Source organism: Mycobacterium paraffinicum (genome assembly GCF_001907675.1).
Classification (GTDB): domain Bacteria; phylum Actinomycetota; class Actinomycetes; order Mycobacteriales; family Mycobacteriaceae; genus Mycobacterium; species Mycobacterium paraffinicum_A.
Genome location: NZ_MPNT01000007.1, coordinates 57,427 through 80,258 on the forward strand (window position 1 = coordinate 57,427; position 22,832 = coordinate 80,258).

Genomic DNA, 22,832 nt, shown 5'->3' on the forward strand with positions numbered 1-22,832 from the left:
GGCTCGCCTTCGCGCGCCCGGTAGGCCACGATGCTGAACGTGAGAACACAAAGTCCTCGAAACAAGCTGACCGCCGATCAGCGGAACTCGTTCATCGCGGCCTTGCTGGGCTGGACGATGGACGCCTTCGACTATTTCATCGTCGTGCTGGTCTACGCCGACATCGCCAAGACCTTCCACCACAGCAAGGCTGAGGTCGCGTTCGTCACCACCGCAACGCTGATCATGCGTCCCGTCGGCGCGCTGTTGTTCGGGCTGTGGGCCGACCGCGTCGGGCGCCGGCTCCCACTGATGGTCGACGTGATGTTCTACTCCGTGGTGGGCTTCCTGTGTGCGTTCGCGCCCAACTTCACCGTGCTGGTGATCCTGCGCCTGCTGTACGGCATCGGCATGGGCGGTGAGTGGGGACTGGGCGCCGCGCTGGCGATGGAAAAGGTTCCCGTCGAGCGACGTGGCTTCTTCTCGGGGTTGCTGCAGGAGGGCTACGCGTTCGGCTACCTGTTGGCGAGCGTCGCCTCGCTGGTGGTGATGAACTGGCTCGGGTTGTCGTGGCGGTGGCTCTTCGCGCTGAGCATCGTTCCCGCGCTGGTCAGCCTGATCATCCGCTATCGGGTGGAGGAGTCCGAGGTGTGGGAAGCCGCGCAGGACCAGATGAAACTGACCAGCACCAGGATCCGCGACGTGCTGCGCGACGGCGCGATCATCCGCCGGTTCTTCTACCTTGTGCTGCTGATGACGGCCTTCAACTGGATGAGCCACGGAACCCAGGACGTCTACCCGACCTTCCTGACGTCGACGGCCAACCACGGCGCCGCCCTGTCCAGCGCGACCGTGAAGTGGATCGTCATCGTCTACAACGTGGGCGCCATCATCGGCGGGCTCGTCTTCGGCACGCTGTCACAGCGGTTCAGCCGCCGCTACACCATCATCTTCTGCGCCATGCTTGGCCTGCCGATCGTGCCGCTGTTCGCCTACTCGCGAACCGCGGCGATGCTGTGTCTCGGTTCCTTCCTGATGCAGCTGTTCGTGCAGGGCGCGTGGGGCGTGATTCCCGCGCACCTGACCGAGATGTCGCCGGACGCCATCCGCGGCCTCTACCCGGGCGTCACCTATCAGTTGGGAAACCTGTTGGCGGCGTTCAACCTACCGATTCAGGAGCGCCTGGCCGAGTCGCACGGGTACCCGTTCGCCCTGGCGGCGACGATCGTGCCGGTGCTGATCGCGGTGGCATTCCTGACGCTGATCGGCAAGGATGCCACGGGCATTCGCTTCGGAACTGCCGAAAGCGCTTTCCTGCCAACCGAAGTGACGTGATTCACGGCTTCGGTACGTCGAGATTGCCGAGTGCAGCGAGATTGCCGTGAAGGCTGTGATTGGACGTCGATCGCGACCATCGCGGCGATCTCGAAATCGCTCCTAGTCGGCGGCGCTGAGCAGGCGCAGCAGCAGGTGCATCGCCACGGTCGTGGAGCGCTCCCGGATGTCCGAGCGGTTCCCCGGCAGCCGCAACGTGCGGGTGTCCTTGCGGCCGTCGGCAAGGGCAACGCTGAAACAGACCGTCCCGACGGGTTTTTCGGGTGTACCTCCGCCAGGGCCGGCGATGCCGGTGATCGCGACGGCGGTGTCGGCGCCGAAGCGGCGGATGGCGCCGGCCGCCATCGCCTCGGCCACCGGCTCGGACACCGCCCCGCGCGCCTCGATCAGCGCCGGGTCGACGCCGAGCAGCTCCGCTTTGGCCTCGTTGGAGTAGGACACGACCCCGCCGGCGACGTAGTCCGACGATCCCGGCCGGTCGGTCAGCCGCGCGGCCAGCAACCCGGCGGTGCAGGATTCGGCCGTTGCGATCCGGCGGCCGGCCAGCGCCCGGGCCACCAAATCGTCGACCGTGGAACCGTCTTCGGAGAAGAGCTGCTGGGAATGCCGGTCGCGCACCAGCTGCATGAGTTTCGCGTAGCTGGCCGCGGCGTCCGGCTCGTAGCGCGTGACCATCTCGACCTCGCCCCGCCGCAGGCAGGTGGTGATCTCGAGCGACTCGAAGCCCGGCACCGACGTCTCGGCCTCGCGCAGCGTCTCGGCCAGGCCCGATTCGGGCAGCCCGAACATTCGCGCGGTGTCCTGCCGGTAGAGCGTTCGGCCGGCGATCGCCTGCTGCGCCGCGGGTGTCTCGATGGCCCGGCCCCACATCGGCTGCAGCTCGCGCGGCGGCCCGGGAAGCACGATCACCGTCGGCTTGCCGGGGACGACCACACCGGGCGCGGTGCCCACCGGGTCGAGCACCTGCGCCCCGGCGGGAATCATCGCCTGCTTGCGGTTGGCGGCGCGCACCGCGTCGAAGTCGACGCCCTCGAAGCGGGCCATCAGCTTCTTGAGGATGTTCGCGATCTTGTTCTCGGTCTCGTCGTCCAGGATCAAATCGCGCCCGCAGAACCGCGCCACCACCTCGACCGTCATGTCGTCGGCCGTCGGCCCCAGGCCGCCGCTGGTGACGATCAGGTCCATGCCCTGGTCCGCCATGAAGCGCAGCTGCGCCTCGATGTCGGCGGGACGGTCGCCGCAGATCGTGATGTGCGCCAGCTCGACACCCAGCTCCAGGAGGCGATCCGCGATCCAGGGGCCGTTCGCATCTTGGACGCGTCCGGTAAGGACTTCGGTTCCGGTGACGACGATGCCTGCACGTGCGCTCACCGCCATGAGCCTACGCACCAGCCGAACCCGATCAGGGCCGGCTCCTGGCGCGTTGTACGCGGGGCGCGGTTCACGGCGATGCGGCCGAGCGCGCGTTCCGGGAAGGCGTTCGGGGCTAGCCGCCTTCGAGGTAACGCTCGACGGTGGCGACCTTCTGCGTCATCGCGTCGCTGACCCCGGCCCGCCAGTCCGCCTTGATCACCGTGCTGACCCGGGGCGCGCGGGCGGCGACCGCCTCCACCGCGCGCTGCACGACCGCCATCACCTCTTCCCAGGTTTCGCCCTCGATGACGGTGAACATCGAATCCGTCTGGTTGGGCAGGCCGGAATCACGGACCACCCGAACCGCCTCGGCGACGATCTCGCCGACGCCCTCACCCACCCCCATCGGGGTGACGGAGAACGCGACGAGCACAGACACCCAACGAGCCTACCCAAGCTGTTCGCGGCCGGCCTGGCAGCATCAAAGCCCATGCGTGTTCTGGTGCAGCGGGTGACGTCGGCGGCGGTGTCGGTCGACGGAGACGTGGTGGGGGCCATCCGGCCGGAGGGTCAGGGCTTGCTGGCCTTCGTGGGTGTCACCCACGGCGACGACCTCGATAAGGCTCGGCGGCTCGCCGAAAAGCTCTGGTATTTGCGGATTCTCGATGACGAACGGTCGGCCGCCGACGTCAAGGCGCCCATCCTGGTCGTCAGCCAGTTCACCCTGTACGCCGACACCGCCAAAGGTCGACGCCCGTCGTGGAACGCGGCCGCGCCGGGCGCGGTCGCCGAGCCGATGGTCGCGGCGTTCGCCGAGGCGCTGCGGCGGCTGGGCGCCGAGGTCCAGACCGGGGTGTTCGGCGCGAACATGCAGGTCGACCTGGTCAACGACGGTCCCGTCACGGTGCTCCTCGAACTGTGAACCGACGGGTAGGTTGGAGACGTCGCTTGCCGTGGCCGATCGTTGATGGGAGGGGCGATGATGAGCCCGACGCCTGAGTTTGGGTCGCTCCGTTCCGACGACGACGATTGGGACATCGTCAGCAGCGTGGGTTACACCGCGTTGCTGGTTGCGGGATGGCGCGCGCTACACGCGCAGAGCCCGCGGCCGCTGGTCCGCGACGACTACGCCAAGGTTTTCATCGAAGCGTCGCGAGACCCGTATCTGGCGGCCAAGCTCGCGAACCCGGGGACCTCCGAAGACGAAATGGCCTTTCCGCGCCTCTACGGCGTGCAGACGCGGTTTTTCGATGACTTCTTCGTCGAGGCGGGCGCCGCCGGCATTCGCCAGGCGGTGATCGTCGCCGCCGGGTTGGACTCCCGCGCATACCGGCTCGAATGGGTCCAGGGCACAAGGATTTTCGAGGTCGACCTGCCGAAGGTGCTGGAATTCAAGGCGCATGTGCTCGCCCAGCACGGCGCCAAACCCAAGGCGCCCCGGGTCGAGGTCGCGGCCGACCTGCGCGCCGACTGGTCCAGAGCTCTGGAGGACGCCGGCTTCGACGTGGAGCGGCCCAGCGCCTGGTCTGTGGAGGGAGTGCTGCCCTACCTGAGCGACGAGGCCCAGAACACCCTCCTCACCCGCATCAGCGGGCTCAGTGCGCCCGGCAGCCGAATCGCCATCGGCGCGCTCGGTTCTCGCCTGGACCACGACCGACTAGAGGCTCTGGAGACGGCCCATCCCGGCGTCAACCTGTCCGGCGACGTCGACTTCTCCGCCCTGACCTACGAGCCACAGACGGACCCCGCGGAACGGCTGGCCGCCCATGGTTGGTCGGTCGAGCCCGTCCGTAACACGCTCGACCTCCAGGCCCGTTACGGGATGACACCGCCGGACGTCGACGTCAAGATCGACAGTTTCATGCGGTCCCAATACGTAACGGCGACACGCTAGCCGGCTAGGGCGTCAGCAGGATCTTCACGTCGTCGCCCGACCGCGACGCGGCGGTGGCGTAGCCCTTCGCCGCGTCCTCCAACGGCAGGGTGGTCGTGAAGATGCCGTCGACGTCCAGTCGCCCGGACTGCAGCAGCGGGATCAATTCGGGCCAGGTGCGCTGCACGGGGGCGGTCGTCATGCGCAGGGTGATGCTGCGGATCAGGCAGCCCAGGGCGTTGAGCGGAAACGGATTCATGTCGTGCACACCGACAACCGAGACGGTGCCGCCGGGCCGCACCGCGTTGAGCGCGTCCGTCAGCGACGCGTCCGTGGCGACGGCGTCGATCACCGCGTCCGCTCCCCGGCCTCCGGTGGCGTCGAGAATCGCCCCGACCGCGGGCGCCTTGAGCGGCGTTGCCCCCCACTTGGCGGCGCGGTCCAGCCGCCCGTCCACCTGGTCGACCGCGAAAACCGTTGCGGCGCCTTGGAACAGCGCGCTGCGCAGCGAACATAGCCCGACCGCGCCCAGGCCGATGACCGCGACGGTGCCGCCGAACGGAATGTCAGCGCGTTGCGCCGCCGCCCAGCCGGTGGCGAGGTTGTCGGTGAGCAGCAGCGCCTGTTCGGTACTGATCGCGTCCGGCATCTTGAGCAGCTGGAAGTCGACCGCGGGCACGGCCAGCAGATCGGCCTGCGCCCCACCGAGCATGCCTCCCCCAAAGATCTGGAAGCCGTTGTGGCACATGACCGGATCGCGCGTGGCGCAGCCCGCGCAGGCGCCGCACCCGGTCACCGACGACACCATGACGAGGTCGCCCACCTCGACGGTATGCACTTGCGGTCCCGCCTCGACCACGGTGCCGATCGCTTCATGCCCCAGCGCAATCGGCTCGGGCATCGGGAAATCGGCCTCGTAGAAGTGCAAGTCGGATCCACAGATGCCGGCGGCGGTGACCTCGACGATCGCCCCGTCGGGGCCGGGAAGGGCGGGATCGGGCCGGGTGTCGACCCGGATGCTGTGGGGCCCGTCGACGACTACCGTACGCATATTGGCGTGCTCACTTCCCTTGCCGCACCACGAATTGAGACCAGTCGGGCTCGCGCACCGCGGCCCAGTACTCGTTGAGCCGCCACGGACTGACGGTATGGATCTCACCGTCGGCGTTCTTGAAGTAGGAGTGTTTGACCGCGGGGTGCGCCCACACCATCTTCTTGATCTGGGTCTGCGTCCGCTCGTGCCACGCGGTCGCCGCGTCGGGCTTCGGCTCCAGTGAATGCACACCGGCCTGCGCCAGCCGCGCCAGGCACTGGTCGATGTAACGCATCTGCAGTTCGGACTGGAAGATCAGGCTGCCTCCGTGGGCGAGGTGGGTACCGGGCCCGTAGATGATGAACAGGTTGGGGAACTTCGGGACGGTGACGCCGAGGTAGGCGTACGGACGGCTCCCCCACATCTCGCGCAGGTCGACCCCGTCGCGGCCGGTGATCTTCAGCGGCCACAACACGTCGGTGTGCCGGAATCCCGTGGCGTACACGATGATATCGGCGTCGTGCGTCTCGCCGTCCTCGGTGACGATGCCGCGCGGGGTGATCCGCCGGATGGGCGTGCGCACCAAATCGACGTTGTCGCGTTGCAGCGTCTGCAGCCAGCTGCCGTTGTCCTGCAAAGTCCGTTTGCCGCAGGCGGGGTAGTCCGGCATCACCTTGCTCAACAGCTCGTGCCCTTCACCCACCTGGCTGGTGATCCATTGGGAGAACATCATCTGGGCGGCGGCGTTGATGTCGCTGACGGCGTGGTCCTGGTCGGCGTAGTCCGGGTCGCTTTCCGCCGCGTCCAGGCCCTTGTCGGACCCGGGCCAGAGGACCAGGAAGCGGTACCACCGTCCGTAGAACGGCAGGTGGCGCATGGCCCAGCGCATCCCCTCGCCGACCTCGTCGTGGTACATCGGGTTGGGGAACATCCACTGCGCGGTCCGCTGAAAGACGGTGAGGTGCCCGACCCGCGGGGCGATGGCGGGGGCGATCTGGAAGCCGCTGGCGCCGGCGCCGATCAGCGCGACCCGCTTGCCGCTCACGTCGACCGAGTGGTCCCAGGCGGCGGAGTGGAATGAAGGCCCCGCGAAGCTGTCAGCCCCGTCGAAGGGGGGAATGTTCGGACGGTTGAGCTGGCCGACCGCGGTGATCAGGGCGCGGGCGCGCACGGTGTTCGTCTGGCCGTCGGCGCCGCGCAGCCGGATGCTCCAGGTGGCGTCGTCGTCGACCCACTCGGCGGCCAGCACCTCCGTGTTCCATAGGACGTGTTCGGCCAGGTCGTGCTTCGCCATGACCTTCGTGAAGTAGTCCTGCAGTTCGTGCTGCTCGGCGAAGAAGTGTGTCCAATCGTTATTGGGTTCGAAGCTGTAGCAATAGAAGTGGTTGGCCACGTCGACCCTGGCACCGGGATAGCTGTTCTCCCACCAGGTTCCGCCCGGCCCGGCGTTCTTCTCCACGATGGTGAACGGCATGTTGGTCTGCTTGAGACGGATCCCCGCGAGGATGCCTGATTCGCCGCAGCCGACGACGAGGACCGGGATCTCCGCCGCGCTCTCGGCCGGCAGGGCATGCGGGCGGCGGGGATCGACGCCGTCGAGGTCCATCTCTTCCAGGATCAGTGGCAGGTAATCGTCGGTCACGTGCTCGCAGGCGGCCCAGTCCATCATCTCGCGAATGAGGTCGAGGCTCAAAGGCTTTGGCTCGGGGCAACCGCGGTCCCGATAGTCGATGATCGCCGGCAGGGCCGCCGCGCGCGCCCGCGCCTTGTCCTCCTCGGACATGAACCCCTGAATCTCGTTGAGGAAGACCCCCATCTGCTTGAAGTCGCGGATGAATCGGGGGTCTCCGGTGATGTGCACCAGCGACAGCAACAGCGTCGGGATGCTGACGTCCGCGAGGGCGGCCTCGATCTCCGCCGTGGACGTGGTGAAGGGATCGCCGGCGTAGGCGCTGCGCATCGAGCCGATCCTCTCGGTGACGGGGGTTCCCAATTACGCGACGTACCGTGTCGTAATTGGCAGCACTACGCTACCCGCTGGCCACGGAGCGGATCAATAGTGTGGCCGCTACGGCGGGTCGTCGTCCTCGTCCCCGCCTGACATCAGCTTCTCGGGGTGGTGGAAAGTGTTGGTGCGCGGTCGCCCGCGGTCAAGGTGTGGTGGTGGTATCCATTCGGTTTCGCCGTCGGCACGTCTTCGGGTGGTCCAGCCCTTCTCGAGGAGCCGGTGGTGCGGTCCGCAGGCCAGGGTGAGTTGGTCGATGTCGGTGCGGTGCGTGTCCGCCCAGACTTGGACGTGGTGGACTTCGCAGTAGTAGCCCGGTACATCACAACCGGGATGGGAACAGCCGCGGTCCTTGGCGTACAGGACAATTCGCTGGCCGGGCGAGGCCAGACGCTTGCCGTGATAGAGCGCCACCGCTTCACCCTTGTCGAAGACGGCCAAGTAGTGATGGGCGTGGCGGGCCAGGCGGATCACGTCGGACATCGGCAAGATGGTGCCCCCGCCGGTCAAGCCCTTACCGGCGGCGGCTTCCAACTCGGCGAGAGTGGTGGTCACGACGATGGAGGCCGGCAGGCCGTTGTGCTGGCCCAGTTTGCCGCTTGCCAGCGTTGCTCTCAATGCGGCGTTGAGGCCGTCGTGGTTGCGCTGTGCGGCCGTGCGGGTGTCCCGCTGCACCGCCTCTTCGGGCGGGGCGCCATCGATGACCGGGGTGTCGTCGTCGGGGTTGCACATGCCGGGTGCGGCGAGTTTGGCGAGCACCGCCTCCCAGGTGGCGCGGGCTTCGGGGGTCAGCCAACCGCTGAGGCGCGACATGCCGTCGCCGTCCTGGGTGCCCAGGGTCAGGCCGCGGCGGCGCGCGCGGTCTTGGTCGGTGAACTGTCCGTCGGGGTTGAGGTAGCAGGTGATGCGATCGGCGACTTTTCGCAGGCCTTCCGGGCGCTGCACGCCGGCCCAGCGGGCGAGGTCGGCCTCGGCGGCTTCGCGGGTGGGGTCGTCGACCCAGCTCGGCAGCTCGTCGAAGAAGCGGTGGATGACCGTGAGGTGGGATGCGCCGATATGGCCGGCGCGTTGGGCCGCCGCGGTGGCCGCATACCGCGGCGCGAGTGGTTCGCCGGTCAGTGTGCGCCGTGCGCCGAGGGTGCGGGCGTCAGCGATCCGGCGATGGGCTTCGCCGCGGGTGATCCGTAGCCGGTCGGACAGCACGTGGGCGAACTTGCCGCCGAGTTCGGCCGGGTTGGCTTGGCTGTCGATCTGGTTGATCAGCTCGTGGCCGGCCGCGGGTAGCCGTCGCACTTCGCGTTCCAGCAGTTCGAGGTGGGCGAAGCGTTCCGGGGTGGTCAGCGCATCGTAGGAATGGCCGAGTACGCGGGAGACGGCGTCACTCAGCGCGGCGTAATCCGCGGCGATCTCCTCGCGACTACTCGAACGCATGTTCGAATGATATGCCTGGCCACCGACAACTCCCCGGGCCAAGCGACCGAGGAGGGGTGGTGGAGGGCCCCGAATGAGACCGTCGCGGTTGCCCCGCCCTGCCCCGCGCCACACCCCTGAAACTGAAGTGGCAGAAGTGATTCCATTTCGACGCGGCGCTGGGAAACAATGGGGTCCACGTCGACGCGTGCTCCCAGCGAGCCGCAGATGGAGGAATCGTCATGGCCTCGGTACTCACGGCCTGCGCCGGATTCCTGCTCGCCGTCCTCTGGATGGATCTGATCTTCGACGTGCAGGTGCTCCGCTTCCGTTCCGCGCCAATGGATCTGCCTGAGGAGGTGCTCGCCTCCATCGCGGCTTACTACCATCGCGCGACCACCACGTCTCGCCCGATGAGCCGGCTGATCGCCGTCGTGATGGTAATTCTATTGGGGGCGTTGACCTACGAGTCCGCCCGTGGGCTGGAACCGTGGTGGCTGCTGGTGCTGTCGGCCGGGCTCGCCGGGCTTGCGATCATGCTGGCGCTGACCCAGACCGTCCCCGACGCCGTGCGGCTCGGGCGACGGACGGACGGTCCGCCCGAGCAGACCCGGCTGGCGCGCTCCGTTTGCCGGGATCACCTGGTTTGCGCCGGCTGCATGTCCGCGTTCGCGCTGCTGTGGGTCGCGCGCAGCGTGGCGGTTTGAGCGGCCGACGGGTCGTAGTGACAAAACGCAGGTCAGGACCCCCTGGCCACGTCAATGCCGTGCGTACTAAACTAGAACACGTTTCAATTCGGCCGCGCCCCAGGAGTAGGCATGCACACCGCCATCTGCGATGAGCTTGGTATTGAGTTTCCGATTTTCGCGTTCACCCACTGTCGTGATGTCGTGGTCGCGGTCAGCAAGGCCGGGGGGTTCGGGGTCCTCGGCGCGGTCGGCTTCACGCCCGAGCAGCTGGAGATCGAACTCAACTGGATCGACGAGAACATCGGCGACCACCCCTATGGCGTCGACATCGTCATCCCGAACAAGTACGAGGGCATGGACTCGCACCTCTCGGCCGAAGAACTCGCCGAGACGCTGCGCAAGATGGTGCCCCAGGAGCACCTCGACTTCGGCAAGAAGATCCTCGCCGACCACGGCGTGCCGATCGAGGACAGCGATGGCGACAGCCTGCAGCTCCTCGGGTGGACCGAGGCGACGGCCACGCCCCAGGTCGAGGTGGCGCTCAAGCACCCCAAGGTGAAGATGATCGCCAACGCGCTCGGCACTCCCCCGGCCGACATGATCAAGCACATTCACGACGCCGGGCTCAAGGTGGCGGCGCTGTGCGGCTCGCCGTCACAGGCCCGCAAGCACGCGGACGCGGGCGTCGACATCATCATCGCCCAGGGCGGTGAGGCCGGCGGCCACTGCGGTGAGGTGGGCTCGATCGTGTTGTGGCCGCAGGTGGTCAAGGAAGTCGCCCCGGTGCCGGTGCTGGCGGCCGGTGGTATCGGCAGCGGCCAGCAGATCGCGGCGGCGCTGGCGCTGGGGGCCCAAGGGGCATGGACCGGCTCGCAGTGGCTGATGGTCGAGGAATCCTCGAACACCCCGGTTCAGCAGCAGGCCTATGTCAAGGCGGGCAGCCGGGACACCGTCCGCAGCCGGTCGTTCACCGGTAAGCCGGCGCGCATGTTGCGCAACGACTGGACCGAGGCGTGGGAGCAGCCGGACAACCCGAAGCCGCTCGGTATGCCGTTGCAGTACATGGTTTCCGGCATGGCGGTGCGGGCCACCAACAGGTACCCCAACGAGAGCGTGGACGTCGCGTTCAATCCGGTCGGTCAGGTCGTCGGTCAGTTCACCAAGGTGGAGAAGACGGCGACGGTCATCGAGCGCTGGGTCCAGGAGTACCTGGAAGCGACCAACCGGCTGGACGAGCTCAACGAGGCCGCCTCCGTCTGACGTCTGACGTCTGACGGCGGGACTAGACCTCGTCGTCGTCGAGCGCGTCGCGGCCGCTGAACATCTCCCTCGTCCGGTCGACGGCGTACGTGCCGATCTCGATCGAGTTCTGAACGATCCCACTGGCGCCGCCGGAGATGTCACCGCGGATGATGTCGCTGGCGTGTTCGACGATGTCGGAGGCCTTTTCGACCGCGTTGGTGGCGATGTCCCTGGCCGCGTCGACCGCATCCTTCGGGGTGAAGCCCATCTCGATCTCCTCTAGTCGCAGGACGGTTGCTATGACTCTAGCCGGGCTGCGCCGGGCTAGTAGTTCACCAGGCTGCGCCAGTAGTCCTCGGGGATTTCGGCCCCAGACCGCAATATTCGCGCCAGGCCGACGGCCATCGCGATCCCCAGCAGGCCGAGCCACAGCCCGGTTATCCCGATGATGCCCCACAGCACCGCGGTGACGGCGGGCCACGGCGACAGCACCGCGAGGACCGGAGCGAAAAAGAATCCCGTCCCGACGTACCACGCCGAGCCGGCACGATCGGACGCGAGGACGAACCGCAGCCAGCGCGGGACGAGGTTGTCGCCGGGCCGGCCGTCGTTCATGATTCAGCGACTCATCCGGCGGGAGGGAAGAATCCCGCCCCGGTGAACCAGCCCTCCTGCCACCCCCGCTCGCCCAGGCAGAGCATGGGCAGCCCGCGATCAGACTGCGCCGCCGCCTGCGGCCCAGGGCACTTCGCGCCGGCCTGCTGCACCCCGTACAGCGGATAGGAGATCACCCAATATCCGGTGGTGGCCGCCGGGAACTGGTTGGGCGGAGGAAAGTGGCACGCCTCGGCCTGGCCGCTGGGGCCCCGGCCGAAGATAAAGCTCTCATAGTTGTCGCACGGCGCACCCAACGACGCCTGGTAGTTCATCCCCGGCACATCGCCGTCGTATCCGGCGGCGGCGCTCGGCGCCATGCCAATCGCAATGCCCGCTACCGAAGCCGCGCTGAGCAGTTCCCGAATCATGTTCCACCCCGCCTGTCGTCGCCGGTGACCTGCACCAAAGCATATCCATCGGGCCGCCGGCCACAAGACCGTATCGGCCGCGCGGCCCGGGAACGAGGAACACGTTCCAATTTGTGCTCGGCGATCTTGTGCCAACGCTTCCCAACCGTGGTGCGGCAATGGTTTATTTGCACAAAGACGACTAGACCACTTCGTGATCGAGGAGCGGGCCATGCCAACCGTCGAACCAACCGCCAAGCCGGTCCCGAATCTCCCGCCCGGATTCGACTTCACCGATCCGGACGTCCACGCCGAGCGGTTGCCGGTCGAGGAACTGGCCGAACTGCGGCGGACCGCGCCGATCTGGTGGAACGAGCAGCCGACGGGGGCCGGCGGATTCGACGACGGCGGCTTCTGGGTGGTGTCCAAGCACAAGGACGTCAAAGAGGTCTCGCTGCGCAGCGACGTCTTTTCCAGCCTGGAGAAGACCGCGCTGCCGCGCTATAAGGACGGCACGGTCGGCGAGCAGGTCGAACGCGGCAAGTTCGTCTTGCTCAACATGGACGCCCCGCAACACACCCGGCTGCGCAAGATCATCTCGCGGGCATTCACCCCCCGTTCCATCGAGCGCCTGCGCGGTGACCTCGCCGAGCGCGCCCGGCGCATCGTCGAGGAGGCCGCCGCCCAGGGTCGCGGTGACTTCGTCGAGCAGGTCTCGTGCGAGCTGCCGCTGCAGGCCATCGCCGGGTTGATGGGCGTGCCACAGGAAGAACGCAAGAAGCTGTTCCACTGGTCCAACGAGATGGTCGGCGACCAGGACCCCGAGTTCGCCAACAACGACGCCATCACCGCTTCCGTCGAACTCATCATGTACGGCATGCAGATGGCCGCCGACCGTGCGAAGAATCCGGGCGAAGACCTCGTCACCAAGCTGGTGCAGGCGGACATCGACGGGCACAAGCTCTCCGACGACGAGTTCGGCTTCTTCGTCATCCTGCTGGCCGTGGCCGGCAACGAAACCACCCGCAACTCCATCACCCAGGGCATGATGGCCTTCACCGACTTTCCCGATCAGTGGGAGCTGTTCAAGTCCGAGCGCCCCGCCACCGCGGCCGACGAGATCGTCCGGTGGGCCACCCCGGTGACGTCGTTCCAGCGCACCGCGCTTCAGGACTACGAATTGTCCGGCGTGCAGATCAAGAAGGGCCAACGGGTGGTAATGGTCTACCGCTCAGCCAATTTCGACGAGGACGTCTTCGACGACCCGTTCACCTTCAACATCCTGCGCGACCCCAACCCGCACGTGGGTTTCGGTGGGACCGGCGCGCACTACTGCATCGGCGCGAACCTGGCGCGCATGACCATCGACCTGATGTTCAACGCCATCGCCGATGGCATCCCTAACCTGGAATCGATCGGAAAGCCCGAGCGGCTGCGGTCCGGCTGGCTCAACGGGATCAAGCACTGGCAGGTCGACTACCACACCGACGGCGCGAAATCCCCTGCCGCACAGTAGCCTCAACTGCATGGCAACCCATCGAGCTGTTCACGTAAAGTCGGCCGGGGCACCGTTGGAACTGGTCGATGTCGAAACCAAGCCACCGGGACGCGATGAGGCGCGGATAAACGTCACCGCGTGTGGAATCTGCGGCACGGACGTACACTTCGTCGCCGGTAGTTTCCCGGGGATGGCGTGGCCGTTGACGCCCGGGCACGAAATCGCCGGAACGATCGCCGAACTCGGTGCGGGAGTCGAGGGTTTTGCCGTCGGCGATCGCGTCGCGGTCGGGTGGTTCGGCGGGTGCTGCTACCACTGCGACGAATGCCGCAAAGGCCACTTCATCCATTGCGAGAACGGGAAGGTCCCGAGTTACCAATATCCGGGCGGATATGCGGAATCGGTGACCGTCCCGGGCAGTGCGCTTGCCCGGATACCGGAAGGGCTTTCCGACGCGGAAGCCGCTCCGATGGGCTGCGCCGGCGTTACCACCTACAACGCGCTGCGTCATACCAAGGCGGTGCCCGGCGACCGGGTCGCCATCCTCGGTGTCGGCGGGCTCGGCCACCTGGGGGTGCAGTTCGCCCGGGCGATGGGTTTCCAGACCATCGCCATCGCTCGCGGCGGCGACAAAGAGGAGGACGCCCGGAAGTTGGGCGCCCACCACTACATCGACTCCACCGCCGGCGATCCCGCGGAAGCGCTGCGGGCCCTGGGCGGAGCGTCGGTCGTGCTGGCGACCGCCGGCAACTCGCCGGCGATGGCCGCCACCGTCGGCGGGATCTCGCCACAGGGCGAACTCGTCACGATCGGCGTCACCCCAGAACCGTTGCCGATCCGCCCCGTCGACCTCATCGGCCCGGGGATCAGCATCGTCGGTCATCCCTCCGGAACGGCGAAAGACGTTGAAGACACGATGCATTTCGCCGTCCTGTCCGGGGTACGGGCGTGGATCGAGGAGCTGCCGCTCTCGCAGGCCGCCGAGGGGTACGCGGCGTTGGAGCAGGGACGCGCGCACTACCGCACGGTCCTGACGATGTGATTACAGTCGGCCTATGACCGGCGAGTGGAGCTTGAACGCGTCCGACGGCGAACTGCTGCTCGCCACGGGAGTCCAAGGCCGCGCCGCCCGGATGGGTCACCGACTCACGATCGCGATGACCCGCTGGCACGCCACCGTGAGCTGGGCCGGTTCCGAACCGGCCACCGTCGAGCTTGTGGTCGAGACGGACTCGCTAGAGGTGCTGCGCGGCGAGGGCGGCGTCAAGGGACTGTCTGCGCCCGAGAAGGCCCTGGTGCGGTCCAACGCCTTGAAGTCGTTGGATGCCAGCCGGTTTCCGGAGATCCGCTTCGTCACACGGGCCGTCGACAAGACCGGCGACGGGTACCGGCTCAACGGCGAACTCACCGTGCGGGGAAAGACGCGGGACCACGTGATCGAGTTGCGCACAGAGGATCTCGGGGACGCGTGGCGCATGTCCACCGAGTCCACGGTCCGGCAGACCGACTACGGCATCAAGCCGTACTCACTGCTGATGGGTTCGCTGCAGGTCGCCGACGACGTTGCGTTGTCCTTCACCGCCACTCACGCGAAGGACGCCTGAGCGGCGCGACGTCAGGGCTGCGGCTGCACGGGGGCTTGTGGCGCCGAGTCGCCCGTCGGCTCACCGGCGTCGGCCGGTATGTGCTCGAGAACCCTGGTCAGGTAGGGCTGCGGGGTAGCGGCGTCGGGCTGCTGGACCTCCGGGGCGGCGGATTCCGTAATCGGTTCTCCCGCGGGAACCTTCGCCTGCGGGGTCAGCGGCGCGACGACCGGGGGCGGCGCCACGGCTTCGGCGATTTGCGGTGTGGGCGGCTGCACCGCGTGTCGAGGCGCCGGCTGGCTGGCCGGGGCCAGCTGCATACCCACGGCGAGCGATAACGAGGAGACGAAGGTGACCACTCCGGCGGCCAGGGTGGTGACGGCGCCGGCGTACGAGAGCTTGCGCGGTGGTGCGGGCGCGGCGGGTGCACTGGTGTGCTCCACCAGCTGCTCGTCGGTGAACTCGGTGCTTCGGGCGGCGGTCAGCGCCGCGCCCCGCGCGATGGTTACCTGCGCCATCGTTTGCACGAAAACCGGTACGGGCAGCGTCTTTTCGAGTTGCCAGGAGAAACCGTCGTCGCAGTGCGGGCCGACGACGACAACCCCGCCCGGCTGCCAGCCAACGCGGTCGAACATGCCGCGCAGCCAGCGGGTCAGGCCGTCGAGACCACCGCCCACCTGCTTGGTGACTGTCCGCGTCTCCCCGTTGTGGGTGTCGACCATGACAACGGTCGTCCCGTCGCGTTCGAGGAGACAGACGGCGGTCTGCTCGTAGCCGATGACCGGCGCGATGGCCTGCGCCAAGGTCTCGACGGCGTCGAGCGCACGGACCGGTACGACGTTGTCGAGGCCCGCGTCGGTGAGCGCTTCGAGCACCAGCGCTGCCTGCGCGGACGCGTCGTCGTTCCAGGTCACTCCGACGACCCGCAGCCGGTGATCGCTGGCGGCCGCCTGCGCTTCCACCCGCAATACCTCGTCGGCTACTTGCTCTGCGGTACTGAGGGATCGCACCCCGCGACCGGCGTCCAGTGCCAGCTCTCGGTGGTCCAGGATGGTGCCGTCCGCGCCGTGTCCTTCAGCGAGGACCCAGCCAATGGCGGTCGGCGTCACTGATAGCCCAAGTACCGTGTCCAAAACTTATGCCCCAATCGGTCCCGGGCCTCCGACACCCTCACCCAAACCGACGCGCACCAGTGAATCCCCTGGTGAGGTGGTTCGTGAGAGCCGGAACGGACCGAGAAAATGTGGTCTCCATCGGCTTGCTCCGTGAGAGCCTACGCGGTCGGTGCAAGTCCGGCTGCCCCGGTTCGGCCTTCGTTGGACGCCCGCCCGGGACGACAACCACCGATGCTGCCCGGGACGCGCTGGTGAGCGACGGCCCACCGCGCCGGGAAACCCCCGGATGCGTTCGCGGCGATAAAGGTCGTGGACTGAATCGGTCTTGGCTACTGAATCGACTTTCCCCGGCAGTTGGGCCCCGTGGAAGGGGGCGGAAGGGGTTTGCCGTACTGGCGGGACCGGAAAATGGGGCTTTGTGCACTGAGTTAAAACCGGTCCTGGGACCGCTGCCAGGCGTTTTGAGCCGGGCGCTGGTGGCGCGGGTGGTGAACCGGCCGGCGGGTACTTCTGCGGTGCCCTTATCCCGGCCGCGAAATTGACGGCGAAAAAGCGATACCAAATCGGGATGTCCTCGCGTCCCGATCGACATTCGGCCTATTCACCCGGTAAATTCCTGCTGAGACCGCCATCACATACGACAAGGGGCAGGTATGACAGAAGTGCGCGAGAAGGTCCGGGCCTGGGGGCGCCGGCTATTAGTCGGTGCGGCAGCGGCTGTGACGCTGCCGGGCCTGATCGGTCTTGCCGGCGGCGCGCCTACCGCGGGGGCGTTTTCGCGCCCGGGTCTGCCCGTCGAATACCTGCAGGTGCCATCGGCGGGTATGGGCCGCAACATCAAGGTCCAGTTCCAAAGCGGCGGCAACAATTCCCCCGCGGTCTACCTGCTCGACGGGTTGCGGGCCCAGGACGACTACAACGGCTGGGACATCAACACGCCCGCGTTCGAGTGGTACTACCAGTCGGGCCTGTCGATCATCATGCCCGTCGGTGGTCAGTCCAGCTTCTACAGCGACTGGTACAGCCCGGCCTGCGGCAAGGCGGGTTGCTCCACCTATAAATGGGAAACCTTCCTGACCAGTGAGTTGCCGCAGTACCTGGCCTCCAACAAGAGCGTCAAGTCCACGGGCAGCGCCGCGGTCGGCATCTCGATGGCGGGCTCCTCGGCGCTGATCCTGGCCGCCTACCACCCCAACCAGTTCGTCTACGCCGGTTCGCTGTCGGCCCTGATGGACCCGTCGCAGGGTATGGGCCCGTCGCTGATCGGCCTCGCCATGGGTGACGCCGGCGGCTACAAGGCCAGCGACATGTGGGGCCCGTCGAGCGACCCCGCGTGGCAGCGCAACGATCCCACGCTGCAGATTCCCAAGCTGGTCGGCAACAACACCCGCCTCTGGGTCTACTGCGGTAACGGCACCCCGTCGGAGCTGGGCGGGGCCAACATGCCCGCCGAGTTCCTGGAGAACTTCGTGCGCAGCAGCAACCTGAAGTTCCAGGACCAGTACAACGCGGCCGGGGGCCACAACGCGGTGTTCAACTTCAACGCGAATGGCACGCACAGCTGGGAGTACTGGGGAGCTCAGCTCAACGCCATGAAGCCGGACCTGCAGGGCACCTTGGGTGCCACTCCCGGCGGCGGCGGATAACCTCACCTGCCCCGAGGTCGCTGCTGCGCCCGACGACGACGCCGTCGGGCGCAGTAGTGCGTTATGGGCCCGATCAGCTCGGCCTGGCGAACTCGCCGGTGATGTCCGTCCAGGCCGTCGCGTCCGCGTGATGATCGGTCATGTTCCGGCATTGGCCGTAGACGCGGAGCACGCCCACGTTGGGCTCGTCGTCGTGCCGGTAGACGATCACCGTGACGGCGTCCTTGGTAAGCGTCTTGGCGAAGGCGTGATTGTTGGGCGGTAGGCCCTCGGTCCAGCCGTGGTCGGTCAGCGTGGCGGCGATTCGGGCGAAGTATGTGTCGGTCTGCGTTGCGGTCGGCACCGAGAACGTCAGGTAGACCGCGCCTTGATACGGCGGGTCGTCGCGGTTTTTGCAGGACATCAGCGAGTAGCCGGCCGACGACGTCCGCAAGGCCGCCGCGGCGACGACGCCCTGCGCCGACTGGACGACTTGAGCCCTCGACTGGTCGTCACTCACCGGGCTGGAGGGATGGTCGAGCGTGTCGGCGGGCGTCGAATGCAGGCGATCGAGCATCAGGATCGCCGCACCCAGCAACATGGGGACCGCCAGCGCAGCCGCGATCAGCGCCCGAATCTGCTTCGAACGCAACGACTTTCCGCGCTTCCCGCCTACGCGCTGCGGGCCGCGACTGCCCATGGTCGACGACATCAGCACTTTCAGGCTAACTCCGAAGTGCCCATCCGCCCGCGACTGCCGCAGAATCATGGTCATGACCGGCCGCCGCGTCACGCTGACTGCGCGCTGCGGCGTCGTCGTCGGCACGTTGGCGGTGCTGGTTGCCTCGCCGGCCGCGGCCGACGACTCCGGTGCGCTCACCGAGTTGGTCGACGCCGCCGCGCGGCGGTTACAAATCGCCGAGCCGGTGGCCGCGTTCAAGTGGCACACGCACGGACCTATCGAAGACCCAGACCGCATCCAGCAAGAACTCGCCAACTTGGCAAACCAGGCTTCCGCCCGGCAGGTCGACCCCGACTACGTCACCAAGGCGTTCGGCGACCAAATCAGCGCCACCGAGGGCATCGAATACAGCCGGTTCGCGGATTGGAAGCTCGATCCCGCGGGCGCGCCGACCCAGTCGGCGGACCTGACGGCGTCACGGTCGGCGATCGACGACCTCAACCAGACGATGCTGAACCAGATGGTGGCCAACTGGGACCTGCTGCATTCGCCGGCCTGCCCCGCGCAGCTCGACCTCGCCAGGGGCGGCGTCGTCCGTACGCGGCGGCTGGACGCCCTCTATCAGCGGGCGCTGGCGTTAGCAACCCAGTCATATTGCCAGCAATAATTTATTTTTTCCTCATCGGTTTCTAACATTTTCTTTCTGCGCCGCAATAAGGCCATTTCCGCAGCTGGAAGGCATATCTCGCACCATTTTCGAATGGGTAACGCTTTGGCCACGGCGGCCGAAATCCATCACATGAAAATTCTCTGCAAGTCTCTCGTCAAGTCCCTGGCGGTCGGCGGGTTCGTTGCAGCGTCGATAGCTTCGTCCACCGGTATCGCCACCTCCGCCCCCACCCCAAACTGGGACGCGGTCGCTCAGTGTGAGTCCGGTGGCAACTGGCACGCCAACACCGGGAACGGTGAATACGGTGGGCTCCAATTCAAGCCGGCCACCTGGGCCGCATACGGCGGTGTCGGCAACCCGGCGGCCGCAACCAGGGAGCAGCAAATCGCCGTGGCCAATCGGGTTTTCGCCGACCAAGGCGTGGAGGCGTGGCCGAAGTGCGGCGCGCAGTCGGGCCTGCCGATCGGTTGGTACTCGCACCCCGCGCAGGGCATCAAGGAGATCATCAACGGGCTGATCCAGGCGGCGGCTCCGCACTGACGATCAACACCGTCGCGGTCTATGACCGCGCGGGAAGCTGTGTTTGGATCAGCGCATGGAAGGTTCGGCGACTGTTCATATGGCGGCGCCCGCGGACAAGATCTGGGATCTCATCGCGAACGTTCGCAACATCGGACGGTTCTCCCCGGAAGTATTCGAAGCCGAGTGGCTGGGTGATGCAAGCGGCCCGGCCCTCGGCGCCAAATTCCGCGGGCACGTTCGGCGCAACGAGATCGGGCCGGTGTATTGGACAACCTGCGAGGTCACCGCATGCGAACCCAGTCGTGAGTTCGGTTTCGCGGTGCTGCTCGGTGATCGGGCGGTCAACAACTGGCACTACCGGATGGCGCCCAGCGGCGGCGGCACGGACGTGACCGAGTCGTTCCGGCTCAGCCCCGCGCCGTGGCTCGGCCTCTATTGGCTGTTCGGCGGTTTTCTGCGCAAGCGCCGCAACGTCCGCGACATGACCAAGACGCTGAACCGGATCAAAGATGTGGTCGAGGCGGGCTGACGCGCCGTGAAATCGGTCTTCATCACCGGCGCGGGCAGCGGCATGGGGCGCGAGGGCGCAAAACTCTTCCACGCCAAGGGCTGGCGGGTCGGTGCCGTGGACCGCAACGAGAACGGGTTGGCGACGCTCCAACAGGAACTGGGCGGCGACCGGCTGTGGACGCGCCAAGTCGACGTCACCGACAAGGCGGCCCTGGAGGGCGCCTTGGCCGACTTCTGCGCCGGCAACACCGGCGCCGGCCTCGACATGATGTGGAACAACGCCGGCATCGGCGAGTCCGGATGGTTCGAGGACGTGCCCTACGAGGCCGCCATGCGCGTCGTCGACATCAACTACAAGGCCGTGCTGACGGGCGCCTACGCGTCGTTGCCGTATTTGAAGAAGACCCCGGGCAGCCTGATGTTCTCGACGTCGTCCTCGTCGGCGACCTACGGCATGCCGCGCCTCGCCGTGTATTCGTCGACCAAGCACGCGGTCAAGGGCTTGACCGAGGCGCTCAGCGTCGAGTGGCAGCGACACGGGGTCCGCGTCGCCGACGTGCTGCCCGGTCTGATCGACACCGCCATCCTGACCACGACGACGAATCACTCCAACGACGGCCGCGCGCCGATGACGGCGGAGGAGCTGCGTGCCACCGCGCCCAAGAAGGGCATCCTCCGGTTGATGCCGGCAAGCAGCGTGGCGGAAACCGCGTGGCAGGCTTATCACCACCCCAAGCGGTTGCATTGGTATGTGCCCAAGGGCATTCGGTTGATCGACTTGTTCAAGGGCCTGAGTCCGGAGTTCGTGCGACGCAGCATCGTCAAGTCGCTACCCAGGATGATGCCGGATCGGCAATGAAGATCGGCAATGAAGGAGGTGCACCGGTGCGAAACCGGTTACTCGCGGTCGTCTTCCTCGTGATCGCCGGTGTCGGCCTCGCGGGGTGCGGTCAGGCGCAGACCACGCCGCGCAAAGCGGCCCGCCTGACCATCGACGGCGCCACGCACAGCACACGACCACCGTCGTGCAGCCAGAACCAGCAGTACCGGACCATCGACATCAAGGACCACGACGGCGGCGTCGAGGCCGTGGTGCTCACCAGTGGTTACCGGGTGATGCCCCAGTGGGTCAAGATCCGCAACGTCGACGGGTTCACCGGCAGCTTCTGGGAAGGCGGGGTCGGCGACGCGCACGCCGAGGTCACCAACGACGCGTACACGATCACGGGCAGCGCCTACGGCATCAACAGCAGCAACCCCAACAAGGTCGTCACGACCGAGTTCAAGATCAGCGCCGAGTGCTGACCCGATCGGGGGTGGCGGCCTACGCTCGAAAGACATCGATCGACGGAGGGGCCGGTGAAGGACCGACTGCACTGGTTGGCGATGCACGGATTCATCCGCGGCGTCGCGCGGCTCGGGGTCCGGCGGGGAGACCTACATGCCAGGCTGATCGCCGACCCGGAGGTGGCCGCCAATCCCGTGGCCTATTACGACGAACTGCGGGCCGCGGGGCCGCTGGTCAAGGGCCGCGTCAGTTACCTGACGGCCGATCATGCGCTCGCCCATGAGCTGCTGCGCTCCGACGATTTCCGCGTGGTGATGTTCGGCGCGAATCTGCCGGGGCCGTTGCGGTGGCTGGAGGGCCGCACCCGCGACGACCTGCTGCACCCGCTTCGCGCGCCCTCGCTGCTCGCCGTCGAGCCGCCGGACCACACCCGTTATCGCAAGACGGTGTCGGCGGTGTTCACTTCCCGGGCGGTCGCCGCGTTGCGAGACCGCGTGGAGCAGACCGCCACCGACCTGTTGGACCGGCTGGCCGCCGAATCCGGCGCCTCCCCGGTCGTCGACATCGTGGGACGGTACTGCTCGCAGCTTCCGGTCGCGATCATCAGCGACATCCTCGGCGTGCCCGAGCCGGACCGGCGGCGGGTGCTGGAGTTCGGTGAGCTCGCCGCGCCGAGCCTCGACATCGGGCTGACGTGGCGGCAGTACCGCAGCGTGCAGCGAGGGCTGGCCGGCTTCAGCTCCTGGCTCGCCGAGCACCTGAGCCGGCTGCGACGCGACCCGAGCGACAACCTCATGAGCCAGTTGATTCAGATAGCCGAAAGTGGCTCCGCCGAAACGTATTTGGACTCCAACGAGCTTCAGGCCATCGCCGGGCTGGTGTTGGCCGCCGGATTCGAGACGACGGTCAACCTGCTGGGCAACGGCATTCGCATGCTGTTGGACGCCCCCGACCGCCTCGACACCCTGCGCCGCCGCCCCGAGCTGTGGCCCAACGCCGTCGAGGAGATCCTGCGGCTGGAGTCGCCGGTGCAGCTGACCGCGCGGATGGCGTTGGGCGACGTCGAGCTTGCCGGCGCGCGGCTCCGGCGGGACGATCTGGTGCTGGTCTATCTGGCCGCCGCCAACCGCGACCCGTCCGTCTTCGACGATCCGCACCGCTTCGACATCGAACGACCCAACGCCGGAAGGCATCTCGCGTTCTCGGGCGGCCGGCACTTCTGCCTGGGCGCCGCGCTGGCGCGCGCCGAGGGCGAAGTGGGCCTGCGCACGTTCTTCGACCGCTTCCCCGAGGTGCGCGCGGCGGGCGCGGGCAGCAGGCGCGACACCCGCGTGCTGCGGGGCTGGTCGTCGCTGCCGGTGACGCTGGGCCCGGCGCGGTCGATGGCTCACGTCAACGGCTAGGGATCGGCGGCTA

23 protein-coding genes and 2 pseudogenes are annotated in these 22,832 nt (G+C 67.3%); 15 read left to right on the forward strand and 10 right to left on the reverse strand.

Features of this window, described 5'->3' with window-relative positions; all coding sequences use genetic code 11:
• The first annotated feature begins 30 nt into the window (after positions 1 to 30).
• Positions 31 to 1,314 carry a sialate:H+ symport family MFS transporter gene (locus BRW65_RS09940; protein WP_139272973.1) on the forward strand — a complete coding sequence of 428 codons (1,284 nt, stop codon included), beginning with the start codon at positions 31 to 33 and terminating at the stop codon, positions 1,312 to 1,314.
• A 102-nt stretch (positions 1,315 to 1,416) separates the two neighbouring features.
• Here the strand turns inward: BRW65_RS09940 and BRW65_RS09945 are convergent, their stop codons facing one another.
• Together BRW65_RS09945 and BRW65_RS09950 are read right to left on the reverse strand one after the other, a co-directional pair.
• Positions 1,417 to 2,691 carry a competence/damage-inducible protein A gene (locus BRW65_RS09945; protein ID WP_073874062.1) on the reverse strand — a complete coding sequence of 425 codons (1,275 nt, stop codon included), beginning with the start codon at positions 2,689 to 2,691 and terminating at the stop codon, positions 1,417 to 1,419.
• 109 nt (positions 2,692 to 2,800) lie between these two features.
• Complete coding sequence (locus BRW65_RS09950; RefSeq protein WP_073874065.1) at positions 2,801 to 3,106, reverse strand: MTH1187 family thiamine-binding protein; 306 nt, start codon at positions 3,104 to 3,106, stop codon at positions 2,801 to 2,803.
• A gap of 51 nt (positions 3,107 to 3,157) precedes the next feature.
• On the opposite strand from BRW65_RS09950, the gene dtd reads away from it, so the two are divergent.
• Positions 3,158 to 3,589, forward strand: coding sequence for a D-aminoacyl-tRNA deacylase (gene dtd / locus BRW65_RS09955; protein ID WP_073874067.1), 432 nt, complete (start codon positions 3,158 to 3,160; stop codon positions 3,587 to 3,589).
• 60 nt (positions 3,590 to 3,649) lie between these two features.
• Positions 3,650 to 4,429, forward strand: a pseudogene (locus BRW65_RS32240) (SAM-dependent methyltransferase); the annotation flags it as partial.
• Positions 4,430 to 4,432: 3 nt separating this feature from the next.
• Here the strand turns inward: BRW65_RS32240 and BRW65_RS09965 are convergent.
• From BRW65_RS09965 to BRW65_RS09975, 3 genes and pseudogenes are all read right to left on the reverse strand, one after another.
• Positions 4,433 to 5,591: pseudogene (locus BRW65_RS09965) on the reverse strand (alcohol dehydrogenase catalytic domain-containing protein); the annotation flags it as partial.
• 10 nt (positions 5,592 to 5,601) lie between these two features.
• A complete protein-coding gene (locus BRW65_RS09970; protein ID WP_073874074.1) occupies positions 5,602 to 7,533 on the reverse strand; it encodes a flavin-containing monooxygenase in 1,932 nt (643 codons plus the stop codon).
• Between the two features lie 108 nt (positions 7,534 to 7,641).
• On the reverse strand, positions 7,642 to 9,009 hold the full coding sequence (locus BRW65_RS09975) for an HNH endonuclease signature motif containing protein (protein ID WP_073874076.1): 1,368 nt from the start codon (positions 9,007 to 9,009) through the stop codon (positions 7,642 to 7,644).
• A 221-nt stretch (positions 9,010 to 9,230) separates the two neighbouring features.
• Here BRW65_RS09975 and BRW65_RS09980 point away from each other — a divergent pair, with 221 nt between their 5' ends.
• Both BRW65_RS09980 and BRW65_RS09985 read left to right on the forward strand, forming a co-directional pair.
• A complete protein-coding gene (locus BRW65_RS09980; RefSeq protein WP_073874079.1) occupies positions 9,231 to 9,695 on the forward strand; it encodes a hypothetical protein in 465 nt (154 codons plus the stop codon).
• Between the two features lie 111 nt (positions 9,696 to 9,806).
• The gene (locus BRW65_RS09985) at positions 9,807 to 10,937 is read left to right on the forward strand and encodes a nitronate monooxygenase (RefSeq protein WP_067276101.1); all 1,131 of its coding nucleotides are present in this window, start codon (positions 9,807 to 9,809) and stop codon (positions 10,935 to 10,937) included.
• A 22-nt stretch (positions 10,938 to 10,959) separates the two neighbouring features.
• On the opposite strand, the gene BRW65_RS09990 is transcribed toward BRW65_RS09985, so the two are convergent.
• Genes BRW65_RS09990 through BRW65_RS10000 form a run of 3 tightly spaced genes read right to left on the reverse strand, consistent with a single transcriptional unit; the run spans position 10,960 to position 11,944 of the window.
• Entirely contained in the window at positions 10,960 to 11,187 is a 228-nt protein-coding gene (locus tag BRW65_RS09990) for a hypothetical protein (protein ID WP_073874081.1), read from the reverse strand.
• A gap of 56 nt (positions 11,188 to 11,243) precedes the next feature.
• Positions 11,244 to 11,534, reverse strand: a complete 291-nt coding sequence (locus BRW65_RS09995; RefSeq protein WP_073874083.1) for a hypothetical protein — start codon at positions 11,532 to 11,534, stop codon at positions 11,244 to 11,246.
• Between the two features lie 11 nt (positions 11,535 to 11,545).
• Entirely contained in the window at positions 11,546 to 11,944 is a 399-nt protein-coding gene (locus tag BRW65_RS10000; protein ID WP_073874085.1) for a hypothetical protein, read from the reverse strand.
• Positions 11,945 to 12,155: 211 nt separating this feature from the next.
• Between BRW65_RS10000 and BRW65_RS10005 the strand changes: the two genes are divergently transcribed.
• From BRW65_RS10005 to BRW65_RS10015, 3 genes are read left to right on the forward strand one after another with little or no spacing between them, the layout of a single operon-like run.
• Complete coding sequence (locus BRW65_RS10005) at positions 12,156 to 13,439, forward strand: cytochrome P450 (RefSeq protein WP_073874348.1); 1,284 nt, start codon at positions 12,156 to 12,158, stop codon at positions 13,437 to 13,439.
• Between the two features lie 10 nt (positions 13,440 to 13,449).
• Complete coding sequence (locus BRW65_RS10010; RefSeq protein WP_073874087.1) at positions 13,450 to 14,463, forward strand: alcohol dehydrogenase catalytic domain-containing protein; 1,014 nt, start codon at positions 13,450 to 13,452, stop codon at positions 14,461 to 14,463.
• Positions 14,464 to 14,476: 13 nt separating this feature from the next.
• Positions 14,477 to 15,025 (forward strand): YceI family protein, encoded by a 549-nt coding sequence (locus BRW65_RS10015; RefSeq protein WP_073874089.1) that lies wholly within the window; start codon positions 14,477 to 14,479, stop codon positions 15,023 to 15,025.
• A gap of 11 nt (positions 15,026 to 15,036) precedes the next feature.
• Here BRW65_RS10015 and BRW65_RS10020 read toward each other — a convergent pair whose 3' ends face one another.
• Positions 15,037 to 16,137, reverse strand: a complete 1,101-nt coding sequence (locus tag BRW65_RS10020; protein ID WP_073874091.1) for a DUF7159 family protein — start codon at positions 16,135 to 16,137, stop codon at positions 15,037 to 15,039.
• A gap of 635 nt (positions 16,138 to 16,772) precedes the next feature.
• On the opposite strand from BRW65_RS10020, the gene ag85B reads away from it, so the two are divergent.
• Positions 16,773 to 17,765, forward strand: coding sequence for a diacylglycerol acyltransferase/mycolyltransferase Ag85B (gene ag85B / locus BRW65_RS10025; protein ID WP_073874093.1), 993 nt, complete (start codon positions 16,773 to 16,775; stop codon positions 17,763 to 17,765).
• A gap of 73 nt (positions 17,766 to 17,838) precedes the next feature.
• Here ag85B and BRW65_RS10030 read toward each other — a convergent pair whose 3' ends face one another.
• A complete protein-coding gene (locus tag BRW65_RS10030; RefSeq protein ID WP_244168054.1) occupies positions 17,839 to 18,519 on the reverse strand; it encodes a hypothetical protein in 681 nt (226 codons plus the stop codon).
• On the opposite strand from BRW65_RS10030, the gene BRW65_RS10035 reads away from it, so the two are divergent.
• From BRW65_RS10035 to BRW65_RS10060, 6 genes are all read left to right on the forward strand, one after another.
• Positions 18,512 to 19,093, forward strand: a complete 582-nt coding sequence (locus tag BRW65_RS10035) for a chorismate mutase (RefSeq protein ID WP_073874095.1) — start codon at positions 18,512 to 18,514, stop codon at positions 19,091 to 19,093. The two genes, BRW65_RS10030 and BRW65_RS10035, sit on opposite strands and share 8 nt — an antisense overlap.
• Before the next feature lie 93 nt (positions 19,094 to 19,186).
• Positions 19,187 to 19,636 carry a resuscitation-promoting factor RpfC gene (rpfC, locus tag BRW65_RS10040; RefSeq protein ID WP_208611781.1) on the forward strand — a complete coding sequence of 150 codons (450 nt, stop codon included), beginning with the start codon at positions 19,187 to 19,189 and terminating at the stop codon, positions 19,634 to 19,636.
• Between the two features lie 37 nt (positions 19,637 to 19,673).
• A complete protein-coding gene (locus tag BRW65_RS10045) occupies positions 19,674 to 20,147 on the forward strand; it encodes an SRPBCC family protein (protein ID WP_208611787.1) in 474 nt (157 codons plus the stop codon).
• Between the two features lie 6 nt (positions 20,148 to 20,153).
• Complete coding sequence (locus BRW65_RS10050) at positions 20,154 to 20,987, forward strand: SDR family oxidoreductase (protein WP_073874101.1); 834 nt, start codon at positions 20,154 to 20,156, stop codon at positions 20,985 to 20,987.
• A gap of 26 nt (positions 20,988 to 21,013) precedes the next feature.
• Entirely contained in the window at positions 21,014 to 21,433 is a 420-nt protein-coding gene (locus BRW65_RS10055; protein ID WP_073874352.1) for a lipoprotein LpqH, read from the forward strand.
• A 54-nt stretch (positions 21,434 to 21,487) separates the two neighbouring features.
• Positions 21,488 to 22,819: a cytochrome P450 gene (locus BRW65_RS10060; protein WP_073874103.1), complete on the forward strand. Its 1,332-nt coding sequence runs from the start codon at positions 21,488 to 21,490 to the stop codon at positions 22,817 to 22,819.
• Positions 22,820 to 22,832 lie beyond the last annotated feature (13 nt).

Bases quoted from the DNA above. Each gene is read 5' to 3' on its own strand.
- BRW65_RS09940 (WP_139272973.1), top strand. From the start codon at position 31: ATGCTGAACGTGAGAACACAAAGTCCTCGAAACAAGCTGACCGCCGAT.
- BRW65_RS09945 (WP_073874062.1), bottom strand. From the start codon at position 2,691: ATGGCGGTGAGCGCACGTGCAGGCATCGTCGTCACCGGAACCGAAGTC.
- dtd (WP_073874067.1), top strand. From the start codon at position 3,158: ATGCGTGTTCTGGTGCAGCGGGTGACGTCGGCGGCGGTGTCGGTCGAC.
- BRW65_RS09970 (WP_073874074.1), bottom strand. From the start codon at position 7,533: ATGCGCAGCGCCTACGCCGGCGATCCCTTCACCACGTCCACGGCGGAG.
- BRW65_RS09975 (WP_073874076.1), bottom strand. From the start codon at position 9,009: ATGCGTTCGAGTAGTCGCGAGGAGATCGCCGCGGATTACGCCGCGCTG.
- BRW65_RS09980 (WP_073874079.1), top strand. From the start codon at position 9,231: ATGGCCTCGGTACTCACGGCCTGCGCCGGATTCCTGCTCGCCGTCCTC.
- BRW65_RS09985 (WP_067276101.1), top strand. From the start codon at position 9,807: ATGCACACCGCCATCTGCGATGAGCTTGGTATTGAGTTTCCGATTTTC.
- BRW65_RS09990 (WP_073874081.1), bottom strand. From the start codon at position 11,187: ATGGGCTTCACCCCGAAGGATGCGGTCGACGCGGCCAGGGACATCGCC.
- BRW65_RS09995 (WP_073874083.1), bottom strand. From the start codon at position 11,534: ATGAACGACGGCCGGCCCGGCGACAACCTCGTCCCGCGCTGGCTGCGG.
- BRW65_RS10000 (WP_073874085.1), bottom strand. From the start codon at position 11,944: ATGATTCGGGAACTGCTCAGCGCGGCTTCGGTAGCGGGCATTGCGATT.
- BRW65_RS10005 (WP_073874348.1), top strand. From the start codon at position 12,156: ATGCCAACCGTCGAACCAACCGCCAAGCCGGTCCCGAATCTCCCGCCC.
- BRW65_RS10010 (WP_073874087.1), top strand. From the start codon at position 13,450: ATGGCAACCCATCGAGCTGTTCACGTAAAGTCGGCCGGGGCACCGTTG.
- BRW65_RS10015 (WP_073874089.1), top strand. From the start codon at position 14,477: ATGACCGGCGAGTGGAGCTTGAACGCGTCCGACGGCGAACTGCTGCTC.
- ag85B (WP_073874093.1), top strand. From the start codon at position 16,773: ATGACAGAAGTGCGCGAGAAGGTCCGGGCCTGGGGGCGCCGGCTATTA.
- BRW65_RS10035 (WP_073874095.1), top strand. From the start codon at position 18,512: ATGGTCATGACCGGCCGCCGCGTCACGCTGACTGCGCGCTGCGGCGTC.
- BRW65_RS10030 (WP_244168054.1), bottom strand. From the start codon at position 18,519: ATGACCATGATTCTGCGGCAGTCGCGGGCGGATGGGCACTTCGGAGTT.
- rpfC (WP_208611781.1), top strand. From the start codon at position 19,187: ATGGGTAACGCTTTGGCCACGGCGGCCGAAATCCATCACATGAAAATT.